This is a genomic window from Gilliamella sp. Pas-s25, from assembly GCF_009795885.1.
In the GTDB taxonomy this organism is placed as follows: Bacteria; Pseudomonadota; Gammaproteobacteria; order Enterobacterales; family Orbaceae; genus Gilliamella.
Window position 1 is genome coordinate 95,343 of record NZ_WTEV01000002.1, and the last position, 22,356, is coordinate 117,698.

Annotated in this window: 16 protein-coding genes, 1 other RNA gene and 1 pseudogene; 5 read left to right on the forward strand and 13 right to left on the reverse strand. The window is 35.6% G+C overall.

Annotated elements, in window-relative coordinates; translation table 11 throughout:
- Positions 1–8 precede the first annotated feature (8 nt).
- The 4 genes from GQ593_RS01450 to GQ593_RS01465 all read right to left on the reverse strand — a co-directional run bounded on the left by GQ593_RS01450 (position 9) and on the right by GQ593_RS01465 (position 4,326).
- On the reverse strand, positions 9–2,072 hold the full coding sequence (locus GQ593_RS01450; protein ID WP_160430296.1) for a BglG family transcription antiterminator: 2,064 nt from the start codon (positions 2,070–2,072) through the stop codon (positions 9–11).
- A 93-nt stretch (positions 2,073–2,165) separates the two neighbouring features.
- The gene (locus GQ593_RS01455) at positions 2,166–3,551 is read right to left on the reverse strand and encodes a PTS galactitol transporter subunit IIC (protein WP_160402809.1); all 1,386 of its coding nucleotides are present in this window, start codon (positions 3,549–3,551) and stop codon (positions 2,166–2,168) included.
- A 10-nt stretch (positions 3,552–3,561) separates the two neighbouring features.
- On the reverse strand, positions 3,562–3,840 hold the full coding sequence (locus GQ593_RS01460; RefSeq protein WP_065566501.1) for a PTS sugar transporter subunit IIB: 279 nt from the start codon (positions 3,838–3,840) through the stop codon (positions 3,562–3,564).
- A gap of 9 nt (positions 3,841–3,849) precedes the next feature.
- Positions 3,850–4,326 (reverse strand): PTS sugar transporter subunit IIA, encoded by a 477-nt coding sequence (locus tag GQ593_RS01465; protein WP_160430297.1) that lies wholly within the window; start codon positions 4,324–4,326, stop codon positions 3,850–3,852.
- Between the two features lie 460 nt (positions 4,327–4,786).
- Between GQ593_RS01465 and glnD the strand changes: the two genes are divergently transcribed.
- Complete coding sequence (glnD, locus tag GQ593_RS01470) at positions 4,787–7,441, forward strand: bifunctional uridylyltransferase/uridylyl-removing protein GlnD (RefSeq protein WP_160430298.1); 2,655 nt, start codon at positions 4,787–4,789, stop codon at positions 7,439–7,441.
- A gap of 24 nt (positions 7,442–7,465) precedes the next feature.
- A complete protein-coding gene (locus GQ593_RS01475; protein ID WP_160430299.1) occupies positions 7,466–8,389 on the forward strand; it encodes an AEC family transporter in 924 nt (307 codons plus the stop codon).
- A gap of 117 nt (positions 8,390–8,506) precedes the next feature.
- Here GQ593_RS01475 and GQ593_RS01480 read toward each other — a convergent pair whose 3' ends face one another.
- From GQ593_RS01480 to GQ593_RS14115, 3 genes and pseudogenes are all read right to left on the reverse strand, one after another.
- The gene (locus tag GQ593_RS01480; RefSeq protein WP_160430300.1) at positions 8,507–9,175 is read right to left on the reverse strand and encodes an HD domain-containing protein; all 669 of its coding nucleotides are present in this window, start codon (positions 9,173–9,175) and stop codon (positions 8,507–8,509) included.
- A 17-nt stretch (positions 9,176–9,192) separates the two neighbouring features.
- Positions 9,193–10,695, reverse strand: a complete 1,503-nt coding sequence (locus GQ593_RS01485) for a hypothetical protein (protein ID WP_160430301.1) — start codon at positions 10,693–10,695, stop codon at positions 9,193–9,195.
- A gap of 40 nt (positions 10,696–10,735) precedes the next feature.
- A pseudogene (locus tag GQ593_RS14115) lies at positions 10,736–10,831 on the reverse strand (IS5/IS1182 family transposase); the annotation flags it as partial.
- A 334-nt stretch (positions 10,832–11,165) separates the two neighbouring features.
- On the opposite strand from GQ593_RS14115, the gene mprF reads away from it, so the two are divergent.
- Positions 11,166–13,769 carry a bifunctional lysylphosphatidylglycerol flippase/synthetase MprF gene (gene mprF, locus GQ593_RS01490; protein ID WP_202115329.1) on the forward strand — a complete coding sequence of 868 codons (2,604 nt, stop codon included), beginning with the start codon at positions 11,166–11,168 and terminating at the stop codon, positions 13,767–13,769.
- 1 nt (position 13,770) lies between these two features.
- A complete protein-coding gene (locus GQ593_RS01495; RefSeq protein WP_160430303.1) occupies positions 13,771–15,051 on the forward strand; it encodes a virulence factor family protein in 1,281 nt (426 codons plus the stop codon).
- An 84-nt stretch (positions 15,052–15,135) separates the two neighbouring features.
- Here the strand turns inward: GQ593_RS01495 and GQ593_RS01500 are convergent, their stop codons facing one another.
- Positions 15,136–16,032: a DMT family transporter gene (locus GQ593_RS01500; protein WP_160430304.1), complete on the reverse strand. Its 897-nt coding sequence runs from the start codon at positions 16,030–16,032 to the stop codon at positions 15,136–15,138.
- Positions 16,033–17,559: 1,527 nt separating this feature from the next.
- Here GQ593_RS01500 and ssrA point away from each other — a divergent pair.
- Positions 17,560–17,924, forward strand: a transfer-messenger RNA (tmRNA) gene (gene ssrA, locus GQ593_RS01505).
- 433 nt (positions 17,925–18,357) lie between these two features.
- Here ssrA and GQ593_RS01510 read toward each other — a convergent pair.
- From GQ593_RS01510 to GQ593_RS01530, 5 genes are read right to left on the reverse strand one after another with little or no spacing between them, the layout of a single operon-like run.
- A complete protein-coding gene (locus GQ593_RS01510; RefSeq protein WP_160430305.1) occupies positions 18,358–18,966 on the reverse strand; it encodes a tail fiber assembly protein in 609 nt (202 codons plus the stop codon).
- Between the two features lie 25 nt (positions 18,967–18,991).
- Positions 18,992–20,278: a tail fiber protein gene (locus GQ593_RS01515; protein ID WP_160430306.1), complete on the reverse strand. Its 1,287-nt coding sequence runs from the start codon at positions 20,276–20,278 to the stop codon at positions 18,992–18,994.
- The gene (locus tag GQ593_RS01520) at positions 20,271–20,861 is read right to left on the reverse strand and encodes a YmfQ family protein (RefSeq protein WP_160430307.1); all 591 of its coding nucleotides are present in this window, start codon (positions 20,859–20,861) and stop codon (positions 20,271–20,273) included. Before GQ593_RS01520 ends, GQ593_RS01515 begins: the two co-directional genes overlap by 8 nt.
- Entirely contained in the window at positions 20,852–21,919 is a 1,068-nt protein-coding gene (locus tag GQ593_RS01525; RefSeq protein ID WP_202115330.1) for a baseplate J/gp47 family protein, read from the reverse strand. The genes GQ593_RS01520 and GQ593_RS01525 overlap by 10 nt, the downstream gene beginning before the upstream one ends.
- The gene (locus GQ593_RS01530) at positions 21,912–22,325 is read right to left on the reverse strand and encodes a phage GP46 family protein (RefSeq protein ID WP_160430309.1); all 414 of its coding nucleotides are present in this window, start codon (positions 22,323–22,325) and stop codon (positions 21,912–21,914) included. Before GQ593_RS01530 ends, GQ593_RS01525 begins: the two co-directional genes overlap by 8 nt.
- Positions 22,326–22,356 lie beyond the last annotated feature (31 nt).

Sequence of the window (22,356 nt, forward strand, 5' to 3'; positions counted from 1 at the left end):
TAAGATATTCATTGATAATTGGCAAACAATTCCCAAATTTCATTGCTATTTTTGGCATTTCGTATGCGAGTTGCGCCTTCGTGAAATTCTAGTAATTCATTTAATTGGGCAAGTGCTTTAAGGTGTTTTTGTGGATTATTTGTTGCTAAAACAACAATTAAATCAGCTTGCATATAACCACAAATAGTGATTCTTTCAGATAGTTTAAGTAAAGACATAGCGACTTTATTTACACCGTCATCAATACCAGCATGGGCAATAATTAACCCATCGACCAGCATAATGTAAGGTTGTTCAAGTTGGATTTTGTTAACCATTCTTTCAAGATAACAACTTTCTATGGATTGGTTGTGTAACAATGGTTGGGCGGCTAATGCCAATGCATCCTCCCATGCTATATTCACTTTTTCTATAATGTTGATATGTTCTTTTTGCATTAAGTCGGCTAATGAAGGAATTTCTTGTTGTGTTATTAATACGGGGTTATCATTCATTTCATCGTTATAAAGATATGCAGTTAACTCCTTTTGCAGCGCTTTTTGATCTTTGATATTGCTATATTTTTCAATAATTAACATCAGCTCATCAATTTGAATAATGCTAGGATCAATACCTTGTAAAGTACCAATCACTTGATGACGAAAAGCATTTTTATGAAAATTATTCAGTGAAGGATTAACAATAAATAATAATTTATCGGTAGATAAATGTGAGGTAGAAAAAACAATATCGTAATAGTGATGATATTTTTCAAACTCACGTTTAGACATGGCATCAGAAAAATGTAATTCTGGCAGCAATACTTGTAAAGTCAGGTAAAGATAAGTTGAGACAGTTGCACTATTTTCACAAACAAAAATAGCGATCTTCTTTGTTTTAATTCGATTAATCAAACCTTCTCGAGTTAACCAACCGCCCAATAGTACCGTAATAAAAGCGACTTCTTCATCTGGCATATTACAATGCAATATTTTTTCAAAAGGGGAAATTGCTTTTCGTACCATTTCATGTAAGTGACCAAATTCTTGCAATACGATGTCATATACACTGTTGATATTAGAAATATGATATCGAATACGATAATAAGCAGGTTTCCAATGCTGATAAATACGTTCAATCAGTTCGCTCTTATCTTTAAAGGTGATACAACTAATCTGTTCAAAATTAGCAATAACCTCAACGACACTTTCTAATAGCACCGCATCTAAATGGAAATATTTATCGGATAGCGTTTGTATATTAGAGCTTTGTACTAATACCATTAAAAAAATTTGCTCATTAAGATCAGTGATACCAAATTTTTCAATGAGCTTTTTCAATAATTGAAAATCACGACTATTTGCAACTTCAGTATAATTTTCAGGCAAATGCTCAATTTTTTTATCGGTTTCTATGCGCTGTAACATAAAACAAATAAAGTAAGTCAGCTCTTGCAACTGTTCATCAGTAAAAACAATTTTTAATTTCTTTTCTATTTCACAAAAAACCTGCCCTACTTGTTCTAAACGACCTTGGGTAATAATCTCATTTTCTCTAAAAATTTTGTCAGCTATTGGCATACTAATAATTCGACGAATTAATTTTAGCAACAAATAACGTTTGTCAATTTCATTACCGATAATACGATAACCATTCTCGCGGTCATAGTTGATTTGTAAATGATATTGAACAATCATTGCTTGTACTTTTTTTATATCATTGATAACGGTGTTTTGACTGACAGTAAGCGAAGAAGAAAGATGTATTAACGACATCCTTTCCGTTCTAATTAACAGAAAAAAGAGTAGTAAATGAACTCGTTCATCTTCAGAATAAATATAACGTCCAATAGCAAGCGATACAGGCTCATCCCTAAAGGTTTCGATCACTAATTTAGGAACACTAAACTTACCTGTTTTAAATCGTTTAATTAATTCAAGATTAGATGATTCAAGAAAGTCATTAATTTTCTTAATGGTATAACTAAGCTGTTTACGAGTTAACCCAAATTCAGATTGAAGCTTAACGCCACTCATATTTGGATTATGAATTAATGCTTTTAAAACAGCATGAATTCGCTTATCGACAACCATATAATAATTACCTTATTGTTCGTTGTCTGATGGTAATTAACATTACCATCAGATTTACGGCAAAAGATGTTCAACGAATACTTTATAACTCATTTATTCATTATTTTTTTCCGCTATATCCTGCATGGTCTCTTTACGCAGTTCACGAGCATAAAAGAAATATCCCGTACACCAATAAATAGCGAAAAACAACGGTACAAAATAGCCTTGCATGCATTGCCAAATAAATGAAAATGCATAAGTAAAAATAGGTGCATCGATAGAACTATTTGAAATTAACTGATGGTCTGGAATATCAATAGCCTTAGTTGTTAATCCTAAATCGGTAATAATCGGTGCAAATTGAGTTCCAACAAATAAGAAAAATGGCACACCAATAATGGCTAAAATCACCATTCTTAATGTGTTTCCTTTAGTTAAAATATATGCAGGAACAATAAGAGCCAAATTGATAATGCCAGCAAAAGGGAGAAGTTTGTTACCTGGTAAAATAACAGCCCAAATTAAGGTAAAAGGAATAGCAACAATTACTGTAAACCAAATCTCGCTCGAACCACCCATAAATGGCCAGTCCAAACCAACAAATAATTTACGCCCAGCAAATCGTTTATTCATATAATCACTAATTGCTTCAGAAATTGGCGATAATGCCTGCATAAATAACTTAGAGATCATTGGGAATAACATAAGCGCAGTAGCGGCTTGTACACCTAGCATTAAGATAGCGGCAACATCATAACCAGCAATGATCCCGAAAATCACACCTAATAAAAAACCAATCACATGATTTTCAGCAAATATACCAATTTTGGAACGTAATGTTGCTGCGTCCATTGGTTTATTTAAAATAGGTATTTTGCGAAGAAGAAGATCAAAAGGATAATAAATCGCACTGAAAAACAACATTCTATGAGTACAAGTAACCCCCGGAATACCTGTGAGTTTTTCAATTCGATGTTGGTTAATATCCCCCGAATTAAGCTCTAATATGATCTGCAAAGTAGCAATAACAAAGGCAAGAGGCAAAGCCGCAACAGCACCTAAAATTGGGGTAGCGACGGCAACCACAATAAATGCGGTAAAAATTTTTCCCCACACATTCCATAAGTCTGCATTAAAGGTATCAGTCTTTTTTAATACCAACATTAAAATATTGACCCCCACTTGCAAAGGAAACATAAGAAAAGCATATGGCCAAGCCCAAGATACATTCGCCATAGTTGTCCAACCGCCATCGATAATACTCAATTCAATCCCTGTTCGCTCCATCATAGTTTGCGCAGCTAAGCCAACAGCACCAACCATAAAGCCAATCAACATACTCATACCAACAAATGCCACACCTAGCGTAATGGCGGCTGAAGCGCCATCTCTAAATTTCATGCGTACAATTAAACCGGCAATTAGCATAATGAATGGTACAAAAACTGGCGCACCTAAATTCAAAATATAATTTATAATTGTTCCTAGAAATTCCATATTTGTACTCCTATTTACAGGCATCAATAATTTTTTGTAGCTCCGCTTCCATATTTATTCCTGTTAGAAACGCAATACCATTGATGACAGGAATAGGGTACTGTTTTTCAATTTTAGTTATCGCTATATAAGCAGCACTATTTTTAATGTGAGTATCGACAGATTTCAGATCTACAACTTCTACTTTTATCTCATCAAGATTTCGTTCTTTTAATAAACGAGTAACCTTGCTGGCGACGGTTTGTGATGTGGCCACTCCGCTGCCACATGCAACAATAACTTTTTTCATAATGCCTCCTTATAAATTGATATTGGATGTCAATAGTGTAAAAATTTCATGTTCAGTTTTTGCGTGATAAAGTTCTTCTAAAAAACGCGAATTCACAAAGCAGGACATCAATTTTTGCAATAAATCAATATGTCCATCTTTTTGGTTAAACCCTAGCAAAAACACAAAATTAGCCTTTAATACATGGTCATTATTTGCCATTTCACGCCATGGAATAGTTCCTTTGGCTCGAGTAAAAAAGATAAACGGTCTAATAACATGTTCGACATCAGTATGTGGCATCGCAACCACATAAGGCTCGGTGGGTAATGCGGTAGGAAATGAAGACTCTCGTTGTTTAATTGCATCTAAAAAGGAATGATTCACATAACCACCACTTTTTAAAATAGGAAAAGTAAAATCGAAAAATTGATTTGTATTTTGAAAGTCTTTATCTAAAAGAATCAAATCTTCAAAAAACATTTGGTCGTTAGATTCATTTCCCATTTCATCCCCCATCATGATGTGATCAGCAAACTTTTAGAAATATTGTTAATTTGCTATTGCCAGAATTAAATCAACACTAATTTGATAGCATCAATTGTAGGAAATTAGGATAAAAGAAACGAATGGATTTGATACCAAATAATATCCATGATATTGCTCATCATAGGGACAATGATGTAGCTCTCCCTTAAACTATTGCAATTCAAAAGTAGCAATTCGCTATTATAAAAACAGAAGGGGGTAAACGAGAAAACCATGATAAAGCACCAAACTGTATCAATATAAAAAAGCAAGCGCAGGCATTCAAGTTAAATCACTATGCTATGGAGTGGCCTCTAAATAATTTAAATAAGGTGCGTTAATCAACGTCATTGTTAATGATAACAAACTGCTGCTTGACAGCAACGTGAAATCGGGTAAGGATATTGTTTAATATTTTCTCTATTTTAATGTTGTTACTATGAAGCAAACGCACTTATCTTACCCTATCTCCCCCCTTGATTTTAGTGATGATCAGATAAATGTTAGCTACCTTAAACAGCAACTTGATGAATTTCAGCAATGGTCAATGGCTCAATTCAAGCAACAAACAGATATTGATATATTAGTGCATTTGCGCAGCCAATTTATTGATCGTTTACTTCAACGTTTATGGTATTTTTACCAAATTCCTAAACATGTTTCTTCTTTCTTTAAACGCAATCGCATCGCTTTGGTTGCCGTTGGGGGCTATGGTCGAGCTGAATTACATCCATTGTCAGATATCGATATTTTGATTCTAAGTGACTACCCATTGACTAAAGAGATTGAAAAACAGATCGGTGATTTGGTTCGCTTGTTATGGGATTTACATTTAGATATAGGACACAGTGTTAGAACATTAAGAATTTGCCTGCAAGAAGCAAAAAATGACATCACCATAATGACCAATTTGATTGAATCGCGACTTATTTCAGGCAATCAATTACTGCTAGATGAACTACGTAAGCAAATTTTTAGCAAAAAAATATGGCCTTCTCGTGCTTTTTATAAAGCAAAAATTAAAGAACAACAAGATCGCCACCAGCAGTATCACAGTACCTCTTATAATCTAGAGCCTGATTTGAAAAATAGCCCAGGCGGATTGCGCGATATGCAAATAATCCAATGGATCGCCATTCGCCATTTTGGTGGTGAATTTTTACAAAAAATGGCTGACTTCAATTATTTAACTCCTGAGGATATTGAAGACTTCAAAACGTGTCGTAAATTTTTATGGCGAATGCGTTTTGCATTGCACTGCGTGATCGCTCGTTATGATAACCGCTTGCTTTTTGATAGGCAGCTTAGCATTGCCAATCTGTTAGGTTACAAAGGGGAAGGTAACACACCAGTAGAAAAAATGATGCACGACTATTACCGTGTTGCTCACAATATTACTGAACTCAATCAGATGTTATTACAACTTTTTTATGAATCGATACTTGAGTATAACTCCAAAAATAAACCTTATGATATTGATGAATATTTCCAAATTAGAGAAAGTTTAATTGATATAAAAGATGATAACCTCTTTAAAAAAGATCCTGTCATGATTATGCAGCTTTTTTATACCATTTTGCTTAATCCACAAATTACAGGGCTTTATTCAAACACCATTAGGCAGTTACGTTCAGCAAGAAGAAAATTAAAAGCTTTGCTATGTGAAGATCCTAAATCTCGGCAAATTTTTATGAAGATTATCAAACACCCTGATGCAATAAAAAAAGCCATTTTACCCATGCATCAATATGGCATATTAGCCGCATATATTCCAGACTGGAAGCATATCGCTGGCATGATGCAATTTGATCTTTTTCATGCTTATACCGTTGATGAACATACCATTCGGTTGCTAATTGAATTAGATAACCTAAAAACAGATAGCGGCAAACAAAAGCATCCTAATAGTTCGACCGTATTTGCGAAATTATCCAAACCTGAACTACTTATTATCACGGGTTTATTTCATGATATTGGTAAAGGACGACATGGTGATCATTCTGAAATAGGCGCACAGCTCGTTGAAAAATTTTGTCAATTACACCAGCTAGATGCCAAAGATACCGATTTAATTATTTGGTTAGTACGCTATCACTTACTGATGTCGGTAACCGCACAAAGTCGCGATTTGCAAGATCCTGCAGTGATTCGAGAATTTATTCAACAAGTAAAAAGTAAGCGCCGCTTACAGTATTTACTCTGTTTAACTATTGCCGATGTTTGTGCAACCAATGAAACGCTTTGGAATAGCTGGAAGCAAAGCTTAATGCGTGAACTTTATTTTACCGCAATGCGATCTTTTGATTCAGGTATCCACCAAATTCCAGAGCAACGAAGTATTGCAAGGCAACACAAACAAGAAGCACTCGCGACTTTACTCAAACAAAATTACGATGAATGGCAAATCAAGAATCTTTGGCAAGACTGCCGCGTTGACTACTTTCTGCGGTATACAACGGAACAAATTGTTATACATGCTCAAAATTTATTACATCATGATTTAACGCAAACCTTAGTGTTAATCAATCCAAATCCATATCATGGTGGCAGTGAGATTTTTATTTATTCGCCTGATAGACCTTATCTATTTGCAACTGTTTGTAATACACTCAGTATGCATAATTTAACTATTCACGATGCACTCATTATTACCAATAAAAAAGGATTTGCCCTTGATACATTTATTGTACTTGAGCCAAATGGGCAAACAGTGCAAGAAGATCGGCACCAAGGTATTATAAAAGCACTGGAAAAAGCACTACACCACCCCGTTTATCAAGGAGTGACAATTAAACCACCAAAGAAAAGATTGCAATCTTTTTCTGTACCAACACAAGTCAATTTTTTATCCGCTTTCAATGAAAGGCAAACGTATATGGAGCTCATTGCATTAGACATGCCTGGCTTACTTGCTTGTGTCGGCGAGATATTTGCTAATTTAGATTTATCATTACGGAGTGCTAAAATTGCCACTATTGGTGAACATATTGAAGATTTATTTATCTTAACAGATAAATACAACAATGCACTGGATGACACTACCTGTAATCAATTACGAGAATTGATTGTAACTACCATTGATTCAATGAACTAATTAATCAAATTAAAGACATCGCTTATGCAATTTTTTATTATTTTGTTTCCCATTTTTGCTATTTTTATTGTCGGGTTTATCGCACAAAAAGCCTTAAATTTTGATGTTGCTAATCTATCAAAAATGTCACTTTATGTACTATCCCCATTTTTGGCATTTAAAACATTTTATACGCATACGTTAACGGCTGATTATTTATTTTATATCTGTTATATTTTTGGTCTCTGTTTTTCATTAGTCATTATCATCTCCACTTGGTCTATGATGATGAAATATTCAGCCAAAGAGCGCTGTGCCATGATTTTAAGTTCATGTTTTATGAATAATGGTAATTATGGGACTCCGGTACTGTTAGTCTTTTTTGGCACAGTAGGATTTGACCTTGGCGTGATTATGATGGTATTGCAACAATTTGTAATGAGCACAGTTGGCATCTATTATGCAGCAAAAGGCAGTGCCCGTAGTGATATTGTCAGTCAAAAAGATGTCATCAATAAAGTTATCCGCATGCCTGTAGCTTATGGCGCTTTATTAGGTATGCTTTTTCAGTTGTGCCATATTCCTTTGTCCAAATCCATAATGACATCCATTGGCATGATTGGTGATTGTTCAATCGTTGTCATTATGATTATTTTGGGAATGCAATTAGCCAAAATCAAGATCCAACAACTGGATTATCCTAAACTTTCATTTTCATTACTAACCCGAATGATTATTTCACCGCTAGTCGCATTTGGCATGGTCTATTTTATGCCTATTTTGCCGATTTATAAGCAAATATTAATCGTATTAGCTGCCATGCCGAGTGCCGCCAATACAACACTCATGTCAGTACAGTTTGATACTCATCCAGAACTGGTATCAAGTGCAACCTTAGTTAGTACATTATTAAGCTTAATCACATTACCTATTGTGCTGTGGCTTGTTGGTGCACCAATACCGTTTTAATTGTAAACAGCGCGCTTAAGTAAGCGCGCGTTGCACCAGAGAGTTTAAAATCCGTTTTGCAGTCGCTAAAAACATTGCCCATACTTTACCGTTTATAAAAAATAAAACAGCGAGTAATTAATCCTTACCTAACCACTCTTTTTCAAACTGATTTACAAACTGAACCAAAAAATGATGCCGTTGCTCAGCGAGCTTTTTAGCTATTGGGGTATTCATCTTATCTTTAAGCAAAAAAAGCTTTTCATAAAAATGATTAATGACGGTATTGCCTTGTTTATAATTATCTTCATTCAATGCAGCTCGTGGTGAAATATCAGGATCGTACATAATATGATGTTTATTGCCACCATAATAGAAGGTGCGAGCAATACCAATTGCCCCCAATGCATCTAACCGATCAGCATCTTGCACAATTTGCCCTTCTAATGATAATGTTTTTTTCTGATTAAGATTTTTTCGATATGACATATTTTCAATAATGTCAAAGATCATTTTAATTTCGCTATCAGTTAACGCCTGTAATATTAAATAATCACGCAACTCCATAACAGCTTGATTCACATCTGCAACCACTTTTTCATCAATCACGTCATGTAAATAAGCACTAACAATCACAATAAAGCCATTCGCTTTTGGCTCATGCTTTAAAATCTGCTCGGCCAATCTCACCACGCGCTCAATATGCGCCATATCATGACCGGAAAAATCATTAGCCAATTTTTGTTTAACAAAAGCTTGTATGGCTTGAATCACACCCTGCTTATGTTTATTTGTTTTATTATTCATAATGTTATATCGCTTATTTAATTAACACAAACTGTATTTCCAGACGCCCAATAGCCAACCGACCCCATATTGCTGTATATTAAAAGATTATAAGGTTTAGTGCCTTGATATGTATTTTTAGTCCAATAAACCTCATTACTTTTGAAATTACTACCAGGGTAGCTGTTAGCAGACTCATAAATTTCTCCCCATTCTGCCAATAATCCCCCACCAATACGGCGTTGATAATTATTTCTCTGACCTGCTAAACCTTGATTCCACTCTCGAGAATTAGCATTAGTCAGTTGATCAACTGTAGGTATTTGATAGCCTAACTGATTACAGTATTGTTCAGCTTGAGCATAACTACGATTGCTACCACTATAATCCTTTCTTGCGATAAACCATTTTTTAATGGTAAAACTATATACTTTATTAGTTTTGGCTTTATCGGAATATAAGAAAAAGGTCGTCGGCAGTGCGGTTGCTGCTTCGGCGGCGCTAGCCCCCTCTTTGGGTCCGACTAATCGAATCTTGGCAATACTGCCATTGCCCGTTATAGTTAAATCAATACCCGATGTTGCTGGTGACTTGTCAAACGTCATCTCACTACCTAAGCTATCAACCATATCCATGGTAAAAAATAGCCCATATGCCCCCATGGTTGGAAAGTTTGATGCCGGATTATTTAAATCTTGACGTTTAAAGCCTTTTGCATCGTCCCATTCGCTCGGTGGTCCTGAATAATTCGACCCACCCCAATTACCGCGACTATTACTTAAAGACAAGTTGGGCTTGGCAGAATAAGTACAAGCGCCTTTAGGAGGATTTAAGTAATAGGTGGCGCTATTAGCCCCTATCCGAGTGGAATTTGGGTAGCCATAAGCCGTTGATAAAATACTATGATCACTCTGCATTGTTACACTATATGGCGCATTGCAATCCTGAAAGGTATCATCTAATCCCATTTCGGCACCATTGGCATCTCGACCAATAATGGTTAAATTCCCTGTTGCGGTAATATCACCATCACCATCTTTATCGGCCCAAAAACCATTATTATTCAGTAAATCGGTCATTGAAATAGTATTTTGACCCGTTGGAATGAGCGTTTTAATATCACTAAGTTTTAAGCCATCACGTGACAATGGTAGCGGATTGGCTTTAGATGAGGGATTGTTTTTTTGGGTTAGCACCTGACCATCAGGTAGCTCGATATCTAAAAATCTATCCGTATCCCATGATTGGGTTTGCCCACCATCAAACGTTAAATAAGGCGCCGAACCCTGTATTGCTTTTGCGGTTTTTGCGGGTTCAACATTAGGTAACTGAGCAAATAAAGGATGATTAATGCCTATACAACAATACAAAAATAAAATGGATTTAAAAGTAATGACCTTTTTTTGCAATATCAACGGTAAATCACTACAGGAACATAATCGACACAGATAAAAAGACCGAAAGTAACTTAATGCCAACTGCTTAACTAACCAACTTTTGCTCTTCTTTTTTATTCTAACTCGTTGCTCCTTTAACTTCATGATGATGTTCCTTTACATTGATATCCACATCATACAAACGCTATACTACAACGCAGCTAGCATAGTTTATTGCCAACTTATCATATCGTGTAACACTTGCATGGTAATGTTTTATTTTTGCAAATACATTTTCAACAAAAAGATCTAATTTCATAAATTAAAAATTAAGTCAATACCATTATAATATAAAATACTGTTTTTTAACAGAAGATTTTCAATAAAATGATTATCTATCACATGTAAAAAAGCATATTCCTACCGCCTAAACATAATATTAGCAAGTTAAATGCGCTTTCTATGGTAACTTAATCTTATATGGCTAAAATAAATACACCGCCGTTAATAGTAAAATTTCAGTAATTAATGTTTTTTTATTGTTTCTTTATTTTCTTTCGATTGTTTTCAGTAGATTGGAAAGGTAGAATGCGCAGATCTCAGGCATCATGAAAGCAAATTTTGGAGTTCACCTAGTGAAAACATTAGTACGCAAGGTTTTGCCATGGCAGTTCATTGAACGCTTCACTCGATACCGCCAACGTCTAGCTTTATTACTAGGGCTATCTATCTTTTTTATTGCATTAATGATTTGTTGGAATCTATTAAAAGAAATTAATCTGAGAGATTTAAAACAAGCCTTTCGAGATCTTCCAATTAACGCAATTTTATTTTCTTGCTTATCGGCTGTTGGTAGTTATTTTATGTTGATTTGTTATGAATGGTCAGCAGCCCGTTATGCGGGAGTCAAATTAAAAGCATCAATGTTAATTCTTGGCGCAATTTGTGCCTCTGCAATTGGTAATGCTATAGGTTTGTCTGTTTTATCTGGGGGAGCTGTGCGATGCCGCCTTTATTTTAAACAAGGCTTAACCGCCATAGATGTGGCCAGAATGTCACTTTTTGTGACGTTATCATTAGGTTGTTCATTACCTTTATTTGCAACAATTGCCGCATTAATCCACACACAACAAACAATGCTAGCGCTTCATATGTCAAAAAATGGCATATGGTTAACCGCAATATCGATATTTTGTGTTTATGCCTTAGTTTTTGTTTTTTTGTATCGACACCAATTACCCGAAAAACCCAATAAAGACACAAGGCTATTTCAACTATTCCGCTGGACAATTCGCTTACCAAGCATCCGCTTAGCAATCTGTCAGCTTATTATCACGTTATTTGATGCTATTTTAGCTGGTGCTATTCTCTACTTTTTATTACCAACACAGCCTAATTTCATCATTTTTATTATGGTTTACATTTTAGCTTTAGTTGCTGGCGTACTAAGCCATGTCCCTGGAGGGGTCGGTGTTTTTGAAGCAATTATGTTAGCGGCATTATCATCAGAAATTGGCGCTGCACCATTAACCGTTGCGCTTGTTATTTATCGAACTATTTATATTTTAATCCCACTTATTCCCGCAGGGATCTTATTACTGGTTAATGAAGGCAAGCACTATTTAACTGCACCACAGGTAAAACAGACCGAAACAGGTATTGCTGCGTTGGTCATGGCCTCTACCGTGTTTTTCGCAGGTGTTGTCATGATGTTTTCAAGCGTATTACCCGGTTTTAATCATGACTTAGTTAACACATTGATTCCCAAAAAAGTGATCAACATTGCCCATTTAATTGCGAGTTTAATCGGTATTTTATGTTTATTGCTCGCAATGGGATTACGTCGTCGGCTCTTTTCGGCTTGGTGGGGTGCGGTCATATTATTAATAATAGGAAGTGTGCTTTCCTTATTACGGGGATTACATTGGATCGAAGCTACCATATTATTAAGCATTGCCCTCTTATTAATCAATTTTAGGCACTCTTTTTATCGAAAAAGCCGCTTGATGATCATTCCTTTTTCTTTTAAATTTTTTGCCATCTGTTTTGGTATGATCGCACTGTTTGTATGGGTGATTTTATTTATCTACCAAGATGTACCTTATAGTCATGCTTTATGGTGGCAATTTGAATTAGACAGCAAAGTGCCACAAGCATTACGTGCCGCCTTGGGCAGCTTTATTTTATTAAGTTGTGTGATGCTATTTTGGATTTTTCGCCCAGCATTACCTATTTTAACTAAACCCAACAAAGCACAGCTTAGCAAGGCTTACCAAATTATGCTAGATTCCAAACAGCCTGAAGGCGGGCTTGCTATGACTGGAGATAAGTCATTACTGTTTAATGAGGCCGAAACCTCATTTATTATGTACGCAAGGCGTGGGCGAAGTATGATTGCACTTTATGACCCCATTGGCGATAATGCTGATCGTGCTGATTTAATTTGGGCTTTTCGTGATCTTTGTGATCAACATAATCTTCGCCCTGTTTTTTATCAAGTCAAAGCAGCAAATTTACCTTTTTATATGGATATTGGTTTACGTACCGTTAAATTAGGTGAAGAAGCCTTAGTCAATTTAAAAATATTTGATTTGGCGTCAAAAGATTATAAAGATCTTCGCTATACTTGGAACCGAGGGCAACGTGATGGACTTTCGCTAAAGTTTTATCCACCAGGAGCAGCACCGATCGATGAATTAAAAGCCGTCTCTGATGCATGGCTAAAAAACAAACATTCGAAAGAAAAAGGGTTCTCATTAGGATCGTTTTCTAAACAATATTTGGATAATTTCACCATCGCGGCCATTACCTATGAAGATCGCATTATTGCTTTTGTCAATCTGTTAGAAACCAAGCAACACCATTCAGCGAGTATTGATTTAATGCGAGTGGTGCAAGATATACCTAAATTAACCATGGAATTTTTAATGGTTGGATTAATTTTACATTATCAAGAAAAAGGATATAAATATTTTAGCCTAGGCATGGTACCCCTTGCTGGCATGCAAAGGCGCCGAGGTGCTCCCATGATTCAAAGACTAGGTGCATTAGTTTTTCGCCGTGGTGGGCGTTTTTATAATTTCCAAGGCCTACGTCGCTTTAAAGAAAAGTTTGCAACGCATTGGGAACCCCGTTATATGGCAGTGCCTGCTGGACTGGATCCTTTAGTTGCAATCATTGACACAACCATGCTTATTTCAGGCGGCATAACGGGTCTAAAAAAGAATAAGAATCCATAATATGAAAAAAATCATACGTTGTATTTTATTTTTAATTATCATGCTCCTCATAACCTTGCTGGGCTTGGTTGGTTGGTATCTGATAAAAAACCAAAGCAGTGCATCAGTAAACGTCATCACTATCAACAATGATCTGTCTATTATATCGGCAAGTCCTAAACAAACTGCTGAAGCAGCTGCTGTTATTGTGGCCACCAAAGATAATCATTTTACAGAACAACAACTATTAAACTTATCAGAAAAAACGGGCGCAAAACTGGTTCAGTTTGAATTAAAGCCACAGGCAAGCTGTGCCGAACAAAAAAATCGGTTTAAACAAGCCGTAAAAGTGTTAGACGAGTCTAATTTTGCTGTCGCAGGTATGCAAGAAGGGGCTGCTTTTGCATACCGTTGGTTAGCCGAACAACAAAGTGATGATGCTAAAGCACTATCAATTGAATTCATACTCGATCATAAAGATTGTGATGATCCACTACCAACACAAGCAAACCACGGGGCATGGCAAGTAATTTGGAATAATCCTCCCGAAGAAGAAGTGGCTGTATTTCCTCGTGAGCAAAAAAAAATCGCTGTTACAACGGCAATTGGAGAATATCAGGCTTCACCAGTGGAACTACTGACTATACACCTTGCGTCGATATTATTTGGCAAACATGAACAGCTACCTGTTATTGAATTACCCGCAACTAGCAAAGAAGTTCACCCTAATATGGTTACGCTTTATTATTCGGGTGATGGTGGCTGGCGTGATTTAGATAAGGTATCAGCCGAGTATATGGCTTCGCACGGTTATTCGGTAGTGGGGGTTGATGCATTAAAACTATTTTGGCAACATCGTTCTGTTGAACGTAGTGCAAAAGATCTTGCTTACTTAATGCAACAATATCGTGAAAAATGGGGAACAACCCGTTTTGTGCTTGCCGGGTATTCATTTGGCGGAGATATCTTACCTGCACTTTACAATCGTTTATCAAGCGCAGATCAAAATAGCGTTCAAGCCATTGTGATGATCGCATTTTCAAAAAATGCTAATTTTGAAATTGAAATCAGTGGTTGGCTTGGTCAATCGGGTAATGAAATGAAAACAGCTCCAGAAGTCAATAACATTCCTGCCAGCAAACTATTTTGTATTTATGGTGAAGAAGAAATAAATGATACTGGATGCTTACAACCAGAAATGAAAGGAGAAACATTTAAATTACCCGGTGGACACCATTTCGATGAAAATTATGAACATTTGGGTAAAATTATCATGGATGCCATTGATAAAAGAATGCAATAATTCGATTCATAATACCAAAATGTTTTACAAAATGATTAAACAGGCGCTAATGCGCCTGTTCATATTCAATTTAGCAAAAACGGCTTATTTTCTTTTTACGCTGATTTTGCCTTCTGATAATAACACGCCACAAAGCGTAAACAATGTCCCAATAGCGGCAATCCAAGTAAACGGCTCATGCAAAATCACAACGGCAGCGATAATAGTAAGAATCGGAACCAAATATAAATAAATACTAATCTTAACTGCTCCTACTAATTTAACGGCATAATTCCAAGATGCAAAACAAATGGCCGAAGCGCCAACACCCAAAAACAAAATATTGAGTAGATTTACAGGATCGGTAAAACGAGACAAATGCCATTCAAAATCGAAGAAAGGCAATACAGGCAACATCAACATCAGACCATAAAAAAAGAATCTTCTTGTTAATAAAATTGTATTGTAACCATAATTACTACTCTTTTTTACCAAAATTGAATAGCAAGCCCAAAACAAACAAGCTAACATAGTTAGCAGATCACCAAGTGGATTGAGCGAAAGAACAAACTTGCCATTAAAGCTAATGATCCCAACACCAACAACGGCAAATAAACAACCAATATAAAAACGCTTCGGCGGCGTTTCGATCTTTAAAAAGAATATCGATAATATCGCAGTAAATATTGGTGCTAAAGTAGTAATAACCCCAACGTTAGACGCTGTTGTATAGGTTAATGCAATATTTTCGCACAAAAAATAACAAGTAACACCACACAGCCCAGCACACAAAAACATAACCTCTTTTTTAAAACCCTGCCATGCAAAAAAACGTGGTGCTAAGATCCAAAGAGTTAGATAACCAAGTCCAAATCGAAAAAACAAGATCTCAACCGGTTTAAAATCAATTAATAATATTTTAGTTGCAATAAATGTTGTTCCCCAAAGAAACACTGTCATAAGTGCAATTAAGTGTCCTTGTGTCCTGTTTGAAAATAACATAATAATTCTCTCTGCTCACATAACGATTTCGCAACCCAAGCACAAATTATTGCCTAAGCTATTATTAAAAATAATGATACTCAAAATAGTTTTAAACAATTTTTTGAAAAGGCTTGATAACGAATAAAAAGGCGCTATTTAAATAACCAAAATTTTAGCAATACTATCTTTCTGCCTATATAAGCGCAAATTGTTTCTAGCAAAAATAATAAAAAAACTAGCGCCAACTGTTAATAATAAATAAAGGATTTAATAAATTGCTTTAGAGGGGAAAATATAAGACAAAAAAAATCCACTCGAATATTCGAGTGGAAGGCAAAAAATGAAAAACGTAATCTGTTAATATAGACAGATTAAACGGCAAAAAGTTCAATTTAATTTCATATATTTTTTAACTTTTAACCAAATAACAATTAATACATTGATTTTAAATAACAATTATTTTAAAAAATATTTAAAAATAGTTATAAATATTATAAAACTTGCTCATTCACCTTCATCAAAATACAAAATAATTAGCGTGTTATATACCTAATTTGTAAAAAATGTGGTTATGCCACATCACCATAAAAATCCCTATCACTTTCGATTTGCCCATTCATTTGTTAGCTGGCAGGTTTTATGAATGTTTGATTGATACCATGGTTATTACACGATCTAATAAATACTGCAAAATCTCAATGGATCACGAAACGGTATAGAATCCTGAATATTTTTTACAAAAAAATATAACCTGAAAAGCAAACCTCACATCTTCACTAAAGCACCTATCGCTTTCAGCTTGCCTATTCATTTATTAGCAGACAGGTTTTATGAATATTTGATTGATACCACGGTTATCACACAATTTAATAAATAGAGATTGAAAATTCTCAAATAACCATAAAACGGTATAGAATCCTGAATATTTTTTACAAAAAATTTAGCCTAAAAAGCAAATATCACATATTCACTAAAGTCTCTATCGCTTCCAACTTGCCATTCATTTATTGGCTGGTGGATTTTATGAATGTTTGATTAATACCACGGTTATCACACGATCTAATAAATACTGCAAAGTCTCAATGGTTCACGAAACGGTATAGAATCCTGAATATTTTTTACAAAAATATAGCCTGAAATCAGGCTTTTTAGCGTGTTATATATGGTCAAACGACTAAAACATTGTGGCGGTTATTTTTCTTTATGATATAAACGCTATATCGCTTGTCTGTGATTTGACGTTAGTTTTGTTTTTTATATCTATTTATAACTTATAACATTCGTTTCTCAAATTACAGTAAATAACGCGATTAATTCCGAAACCTAATTTAACTGTTACAAACTTTATTTTTATACTGAAACACATAGTTACCTGAAACTTTTTTACAAAATTAAAATTGGTAAATTTTGATTAAATAGCAATCCTAAAACGATCGCGATATACTCCGCTCAAAAATCGGGCTAACTCAGTTCTTGCCTAACTTGTATTCCATCTTGAATTCACCTATAATGCCCTGATATTGTGCTTAGGTACAATTCACAATTGGGGCTGATTCTGGATTCGACGGGATTTGCGAAACCCAAGGTGCATGCCGAGGTGCGGTAGGCCTCGTAAATAAACCGCAAAAAAATAGTCGCAAACGACGAAAACTACGCACTAGCAGCTTAATAACCTGTATAGAGCCTTCTCTCCCTAGCCTCCGCTCGTAGGACGGGGATCAAGAGGAGTCAAACCCAAACGAGATCGTGTGGAAGCCTTGCTTGGGGCGGAAGCATTAAATTTAATCAAGCTAGTTTATCAGTGGCGTGTTTGTTCGCAGCGGGTAGATGAAATTCAAAAACAAACTACGCATGTAGTACCGAGGATGTAGAGATTTCGGACGCGGGTTCAACTCCCGCCAGCTCCACCACTTACCAAAATAAAACAATCAATAAAATCAATATCTTATAAAATAAAATCACTGTCTTTTTATACATAAAACTGACTTAAAATAGACTATATCAGGACATAAAAATGCACGTGAAATGCACGTGCATTTTTTCCAGTGTATTTTATGGCTTCATCTCAACAGTTCACATCCAAAAAATTCAACATAAAATAATTTTAAAAATTCACTTTTGCTCATCATGATAACAATAAACTACACACTACCAATTTACATACGCATGACGCCCTAAGATTACGAAATGATATATCGGGTGATATGCTACATTATCAACAGCGACGACGAACACAATTATGTATTCTATCAAACGCAGAAAACAATATACGATATCGCCGATTTTGTGATGCTACATGACGCTGTTGAGTATTGTAAGTTGAAGATTGATAGTGTGTTTTGATTACTCTGGTTTTTCCGGCCATTCAATTTTCGGTGCAGCATCGACATCAATACGATTTAGTAGAACCCTGTATTTTTTCCATACTGCATGCAATGATTTTTCTTCATCAGTTGCAATGTCCGTATCAATTGCATCTTGTAAATAATTAATCTGCGTAGTAGCTTCGCTTAATAGCTGTTTTTTTTGTGCTGTTGCTACAGCTACATAGTGCTGATGCTGTTTTTCTTTATCAAGTACCCATTTTTTGCCATTCCATGAATCAAATTCAGATGTAGGTTTTAATAATGTAAAACCATCTGGAATATCGCCGATGATTGTCATTGTTAATTCTTCACCGGTTTTTGTTGAATAGATTGATTTACCTCGATGATCTGCTAAATATGTCCATTTATCACCCTTCCGTACAATTGCGTACTCTTCACCAACATCGTTCGGAGCATCTAAGCAAACATGAGGAGGTATACCAAGACCGACTGCGAGATATTCGTATGTCGCGCTAACAAATTCTCCTGTCTCTGTATTTGTGTTATACACTAACGCATACCCAGCATTTGTAACAAAACCGTCTGAATTAAATTCAGCAAAGATTGGTTGTAATTGATATTTCATAAATAATACTCCTTAAATTATTAAATTATGCGGCGCGAACTATATATAAATATGCTGTACTACGAACTCGAAACTCATGAGCAACTGGCACCTGTCTTGATGCATCAAGTGCTATTAGTGAATTTCCTTCTGCAGTGCCCCCTGTTGCATGTTTACGTGAATCTTGTACTGAGTAAAAAACACCACTGATATTAGCTCCACCGGTGTTTCCCCCAATGTTTGATTCAAAACCAAACGTCCCAGTTAAGTTTCTCATTGCATCGCCTTGTTCGCTCAGAATAACGCGATCAACGTCTATACCACGTCCAGCATCTAACCCTCGAATCGTGCTTGCACGCATTTCTGGTAAATAGCCTGATGGATATGCTGCTGCAAGACGCGGGTAAAGCGATTTGTCAAATTGCCATCCATTGCAAATTAAAAAGTTTGGTGGCGGTGTGAGAGTTGGCCACGGCAAAGGAACACCTACAGGGATAAAACTGTTAACAAAGTCTTCTAAGCCTCTGATCTTATCAACATTAACATAACCATGGATAAGCCCACCATCACGACCAACACACCAACTTAAATCACTATTTGGTGATTGATGATCATAAAACCCAAAAATCCCGTCATCCCGCACGGTTGCGTGATATTGTTTGCTGGGTGAAAAAATGACAGATTCAAAATCAAGTGGTTGAAATTTATCTGTAATTTTATTTAAACTATCATTAGTCTCGTTAATTCTATTATTAGTATTTATCAGATTATTATTAGTATTCGTTATATTGTTATTCGTTTGATTTATAAAATCATTCAAACCAGGAATTCTATCTACATTTACATAACCATTATTTAACCCACCGTCCGGACTAACAGACCAAACCAATTTATTTTTTTTTGAATTATAAAAACCCAAAACACCATCATTTCTTACGACGAGATGAAACATCTTATCTGGTGAAAATATTACAGATTCAAAATCTAATGGCTTAAATGTATTGTTAATTAAACTAGCTAGATCGTACGCTTTTTTGACTGCTAGCGATGTCGCCGCGGTTGTTTCTGATTCACTATTAACCGATGAACTAAGTTTAATTTTACCGGTTTCTACATACTGTAAAATAGCTAATTTAAGCTGATCATGTTTCTCTTTATTTAGTGTAATGCCCACTGATTCGATAACGTTGGCTATTTCTTCTTGCAGTGCATCAAAATATAAATAATCAAGTTGTGTTGCTAGTGTACCGGTTTGTGGATTCCCACGGGTAAAGCCGTTTTTCCCCTGACCAAATTTATCTTTTTGTGCAGTTGGTGTGTCAATTCTATGCATTGATTACTCCGTATTTAAAAATTACATAAGTATGTGATGCGCATAATTTTTCAATTATGCATTCAATTTGTTTATTGCCCCATTTTCTCAAGTATGAATTACAACTATCTTCGCATGTCATTTCTGTTATATGACGACCTGCTGGAATATTCACGACCCAGTAATAACGCCATTCTTCATCATATAAATAGTCTTCGCATGATGATTCACATGTAAAAACATCATTGTTATAGTTAGTGATAGTTGCATCTGGATAACCATTAATTGCTAGTGTTTGTAGATAAAAATCTTTGTTTATTCCACCAGCTAGATTTAGTTTAGAATCTAGCCGATTTCGGCGAGTTGTTAACGTCTGAGATTCTTCTGAATAGCAACTATCAGGTAAACCACATATTTGCTCATATCTATCGATAAGTTCGTTTGTAGTACGTGGATCTATCTCTCGCATTAAATCATCAACACGAAGATGTGTTTTTGATAGTGTTAATGCAAGTGATAAAAGAATTGGCTCTGTTTTATCCCACGCGGGGCCGTAAGGCAATAAATTGCCAACCATGCGTTGGTATTGTTTTTCTATATCCATTCAATACCTCCGAACACAGCCACCTGATTTTTCTCAATAAAAATATCGTTATCTGGGTAGAGTAATTCATGAGAATATTCGCCGAATGATTTACTAATTACTTCACTTATGCGAGATTTGAATAATGTTGTTTGAGGCGTACCTTCTCTCAATAAAAATGACTTTAGTTCTAATTCAATTTGATAACGAATTTCGGGATTATCTGGAGTCACCATGAGCTTAAAATTAATCGGTCTAGGTATCGGTGAAAAGACAATTAACATTGAGCCAGCCACAGGAGCCAATGGCTCTATATGTTTTTTGACATTTTGAATTGTTGTATTGTCTAAAACTGGGTTAACTGGATCATTATTAGCAACCAATATGCCAACGCTACCAGTTCCCGCCCAGTGACGATAACACCAAGCTCTTGTAACTCCAGGTACTTCTTTCGCCCACTGTACATAATCTTGATCGGCTCCGCTTTGGGGTGTGTAATACCATCTATCGATAACTCGTTTTCTAAAAGATTCTAAGTCCTCAATATCAGCACCTGACTCAATAGAATCAGCAAAACAAGTTGATGATAGACCAGTAACAGGGGTGATCAGTGACATACTGGTACCATCATCACAATTCCCTTTTTTACCTACCTCGTCACATACTACAGGCACTCTTAAAATATTATTTGCTGATGTTGTCGTTTGAGTAACTGTATACATACACTGATCAACTTGGCGCCTGACCTTTTGGTCTTTATTAATAACAATGCCATCAGCCACTTCATCAAATCGAATATAACCAACTGCTGGTGTTGGTTGTTTTCTATAGCAACGCTTCATATTTCCATGCCGAGTTAACCAATCTTCATCGGCCTGATCGGGCAAAATATTTTTGGCCATATTTTCAATATAACCCAATAATACATGTGTGGCCCCCGCTATAACTCGCCCGTATACTTCCGGGTCATTACGGCGTAATGAAATTAATTCATCATCGACAGCTAGGCGCGCATATAAATCATTGCGTATAGTTGTGATTAAATCCGGTAATGTTGGTCTTGAAAATCCACTAGACATTAATATCACTCCATAAGTTGTCAAACCTAAATTCTTCATTGCTACCATCTTTTTTGTAAATATTGATAGTAGCAACTAAAACGGTTAAATCGGTTCGCTTTACTGAAACATCAATACGTGATGCCAGCCCATCATCAATCATCCATTGAACCGCTTCTTTTATGTAAATTTTTGCAAAGTTAGCTGTTTGATTAGTTAATTTTGAGCGAGCCAATAAATAAAGGCGTGACCCAATTTTGTCATTTGCTATACTAGGGTATGAATCGCCCCACCAACCGTATGGATGATATGAATCGTCACTGGTGTTTTTTCGTCGCCATGTGAATAGCGAAATTATTAGCGCACGATATAACTTATTTTGAATATTAGTGGGATAAGTATTTCTACCATTTACTGTTAATATCATTTTGTTTTAGCCATAAAAAAACCGTCTAATG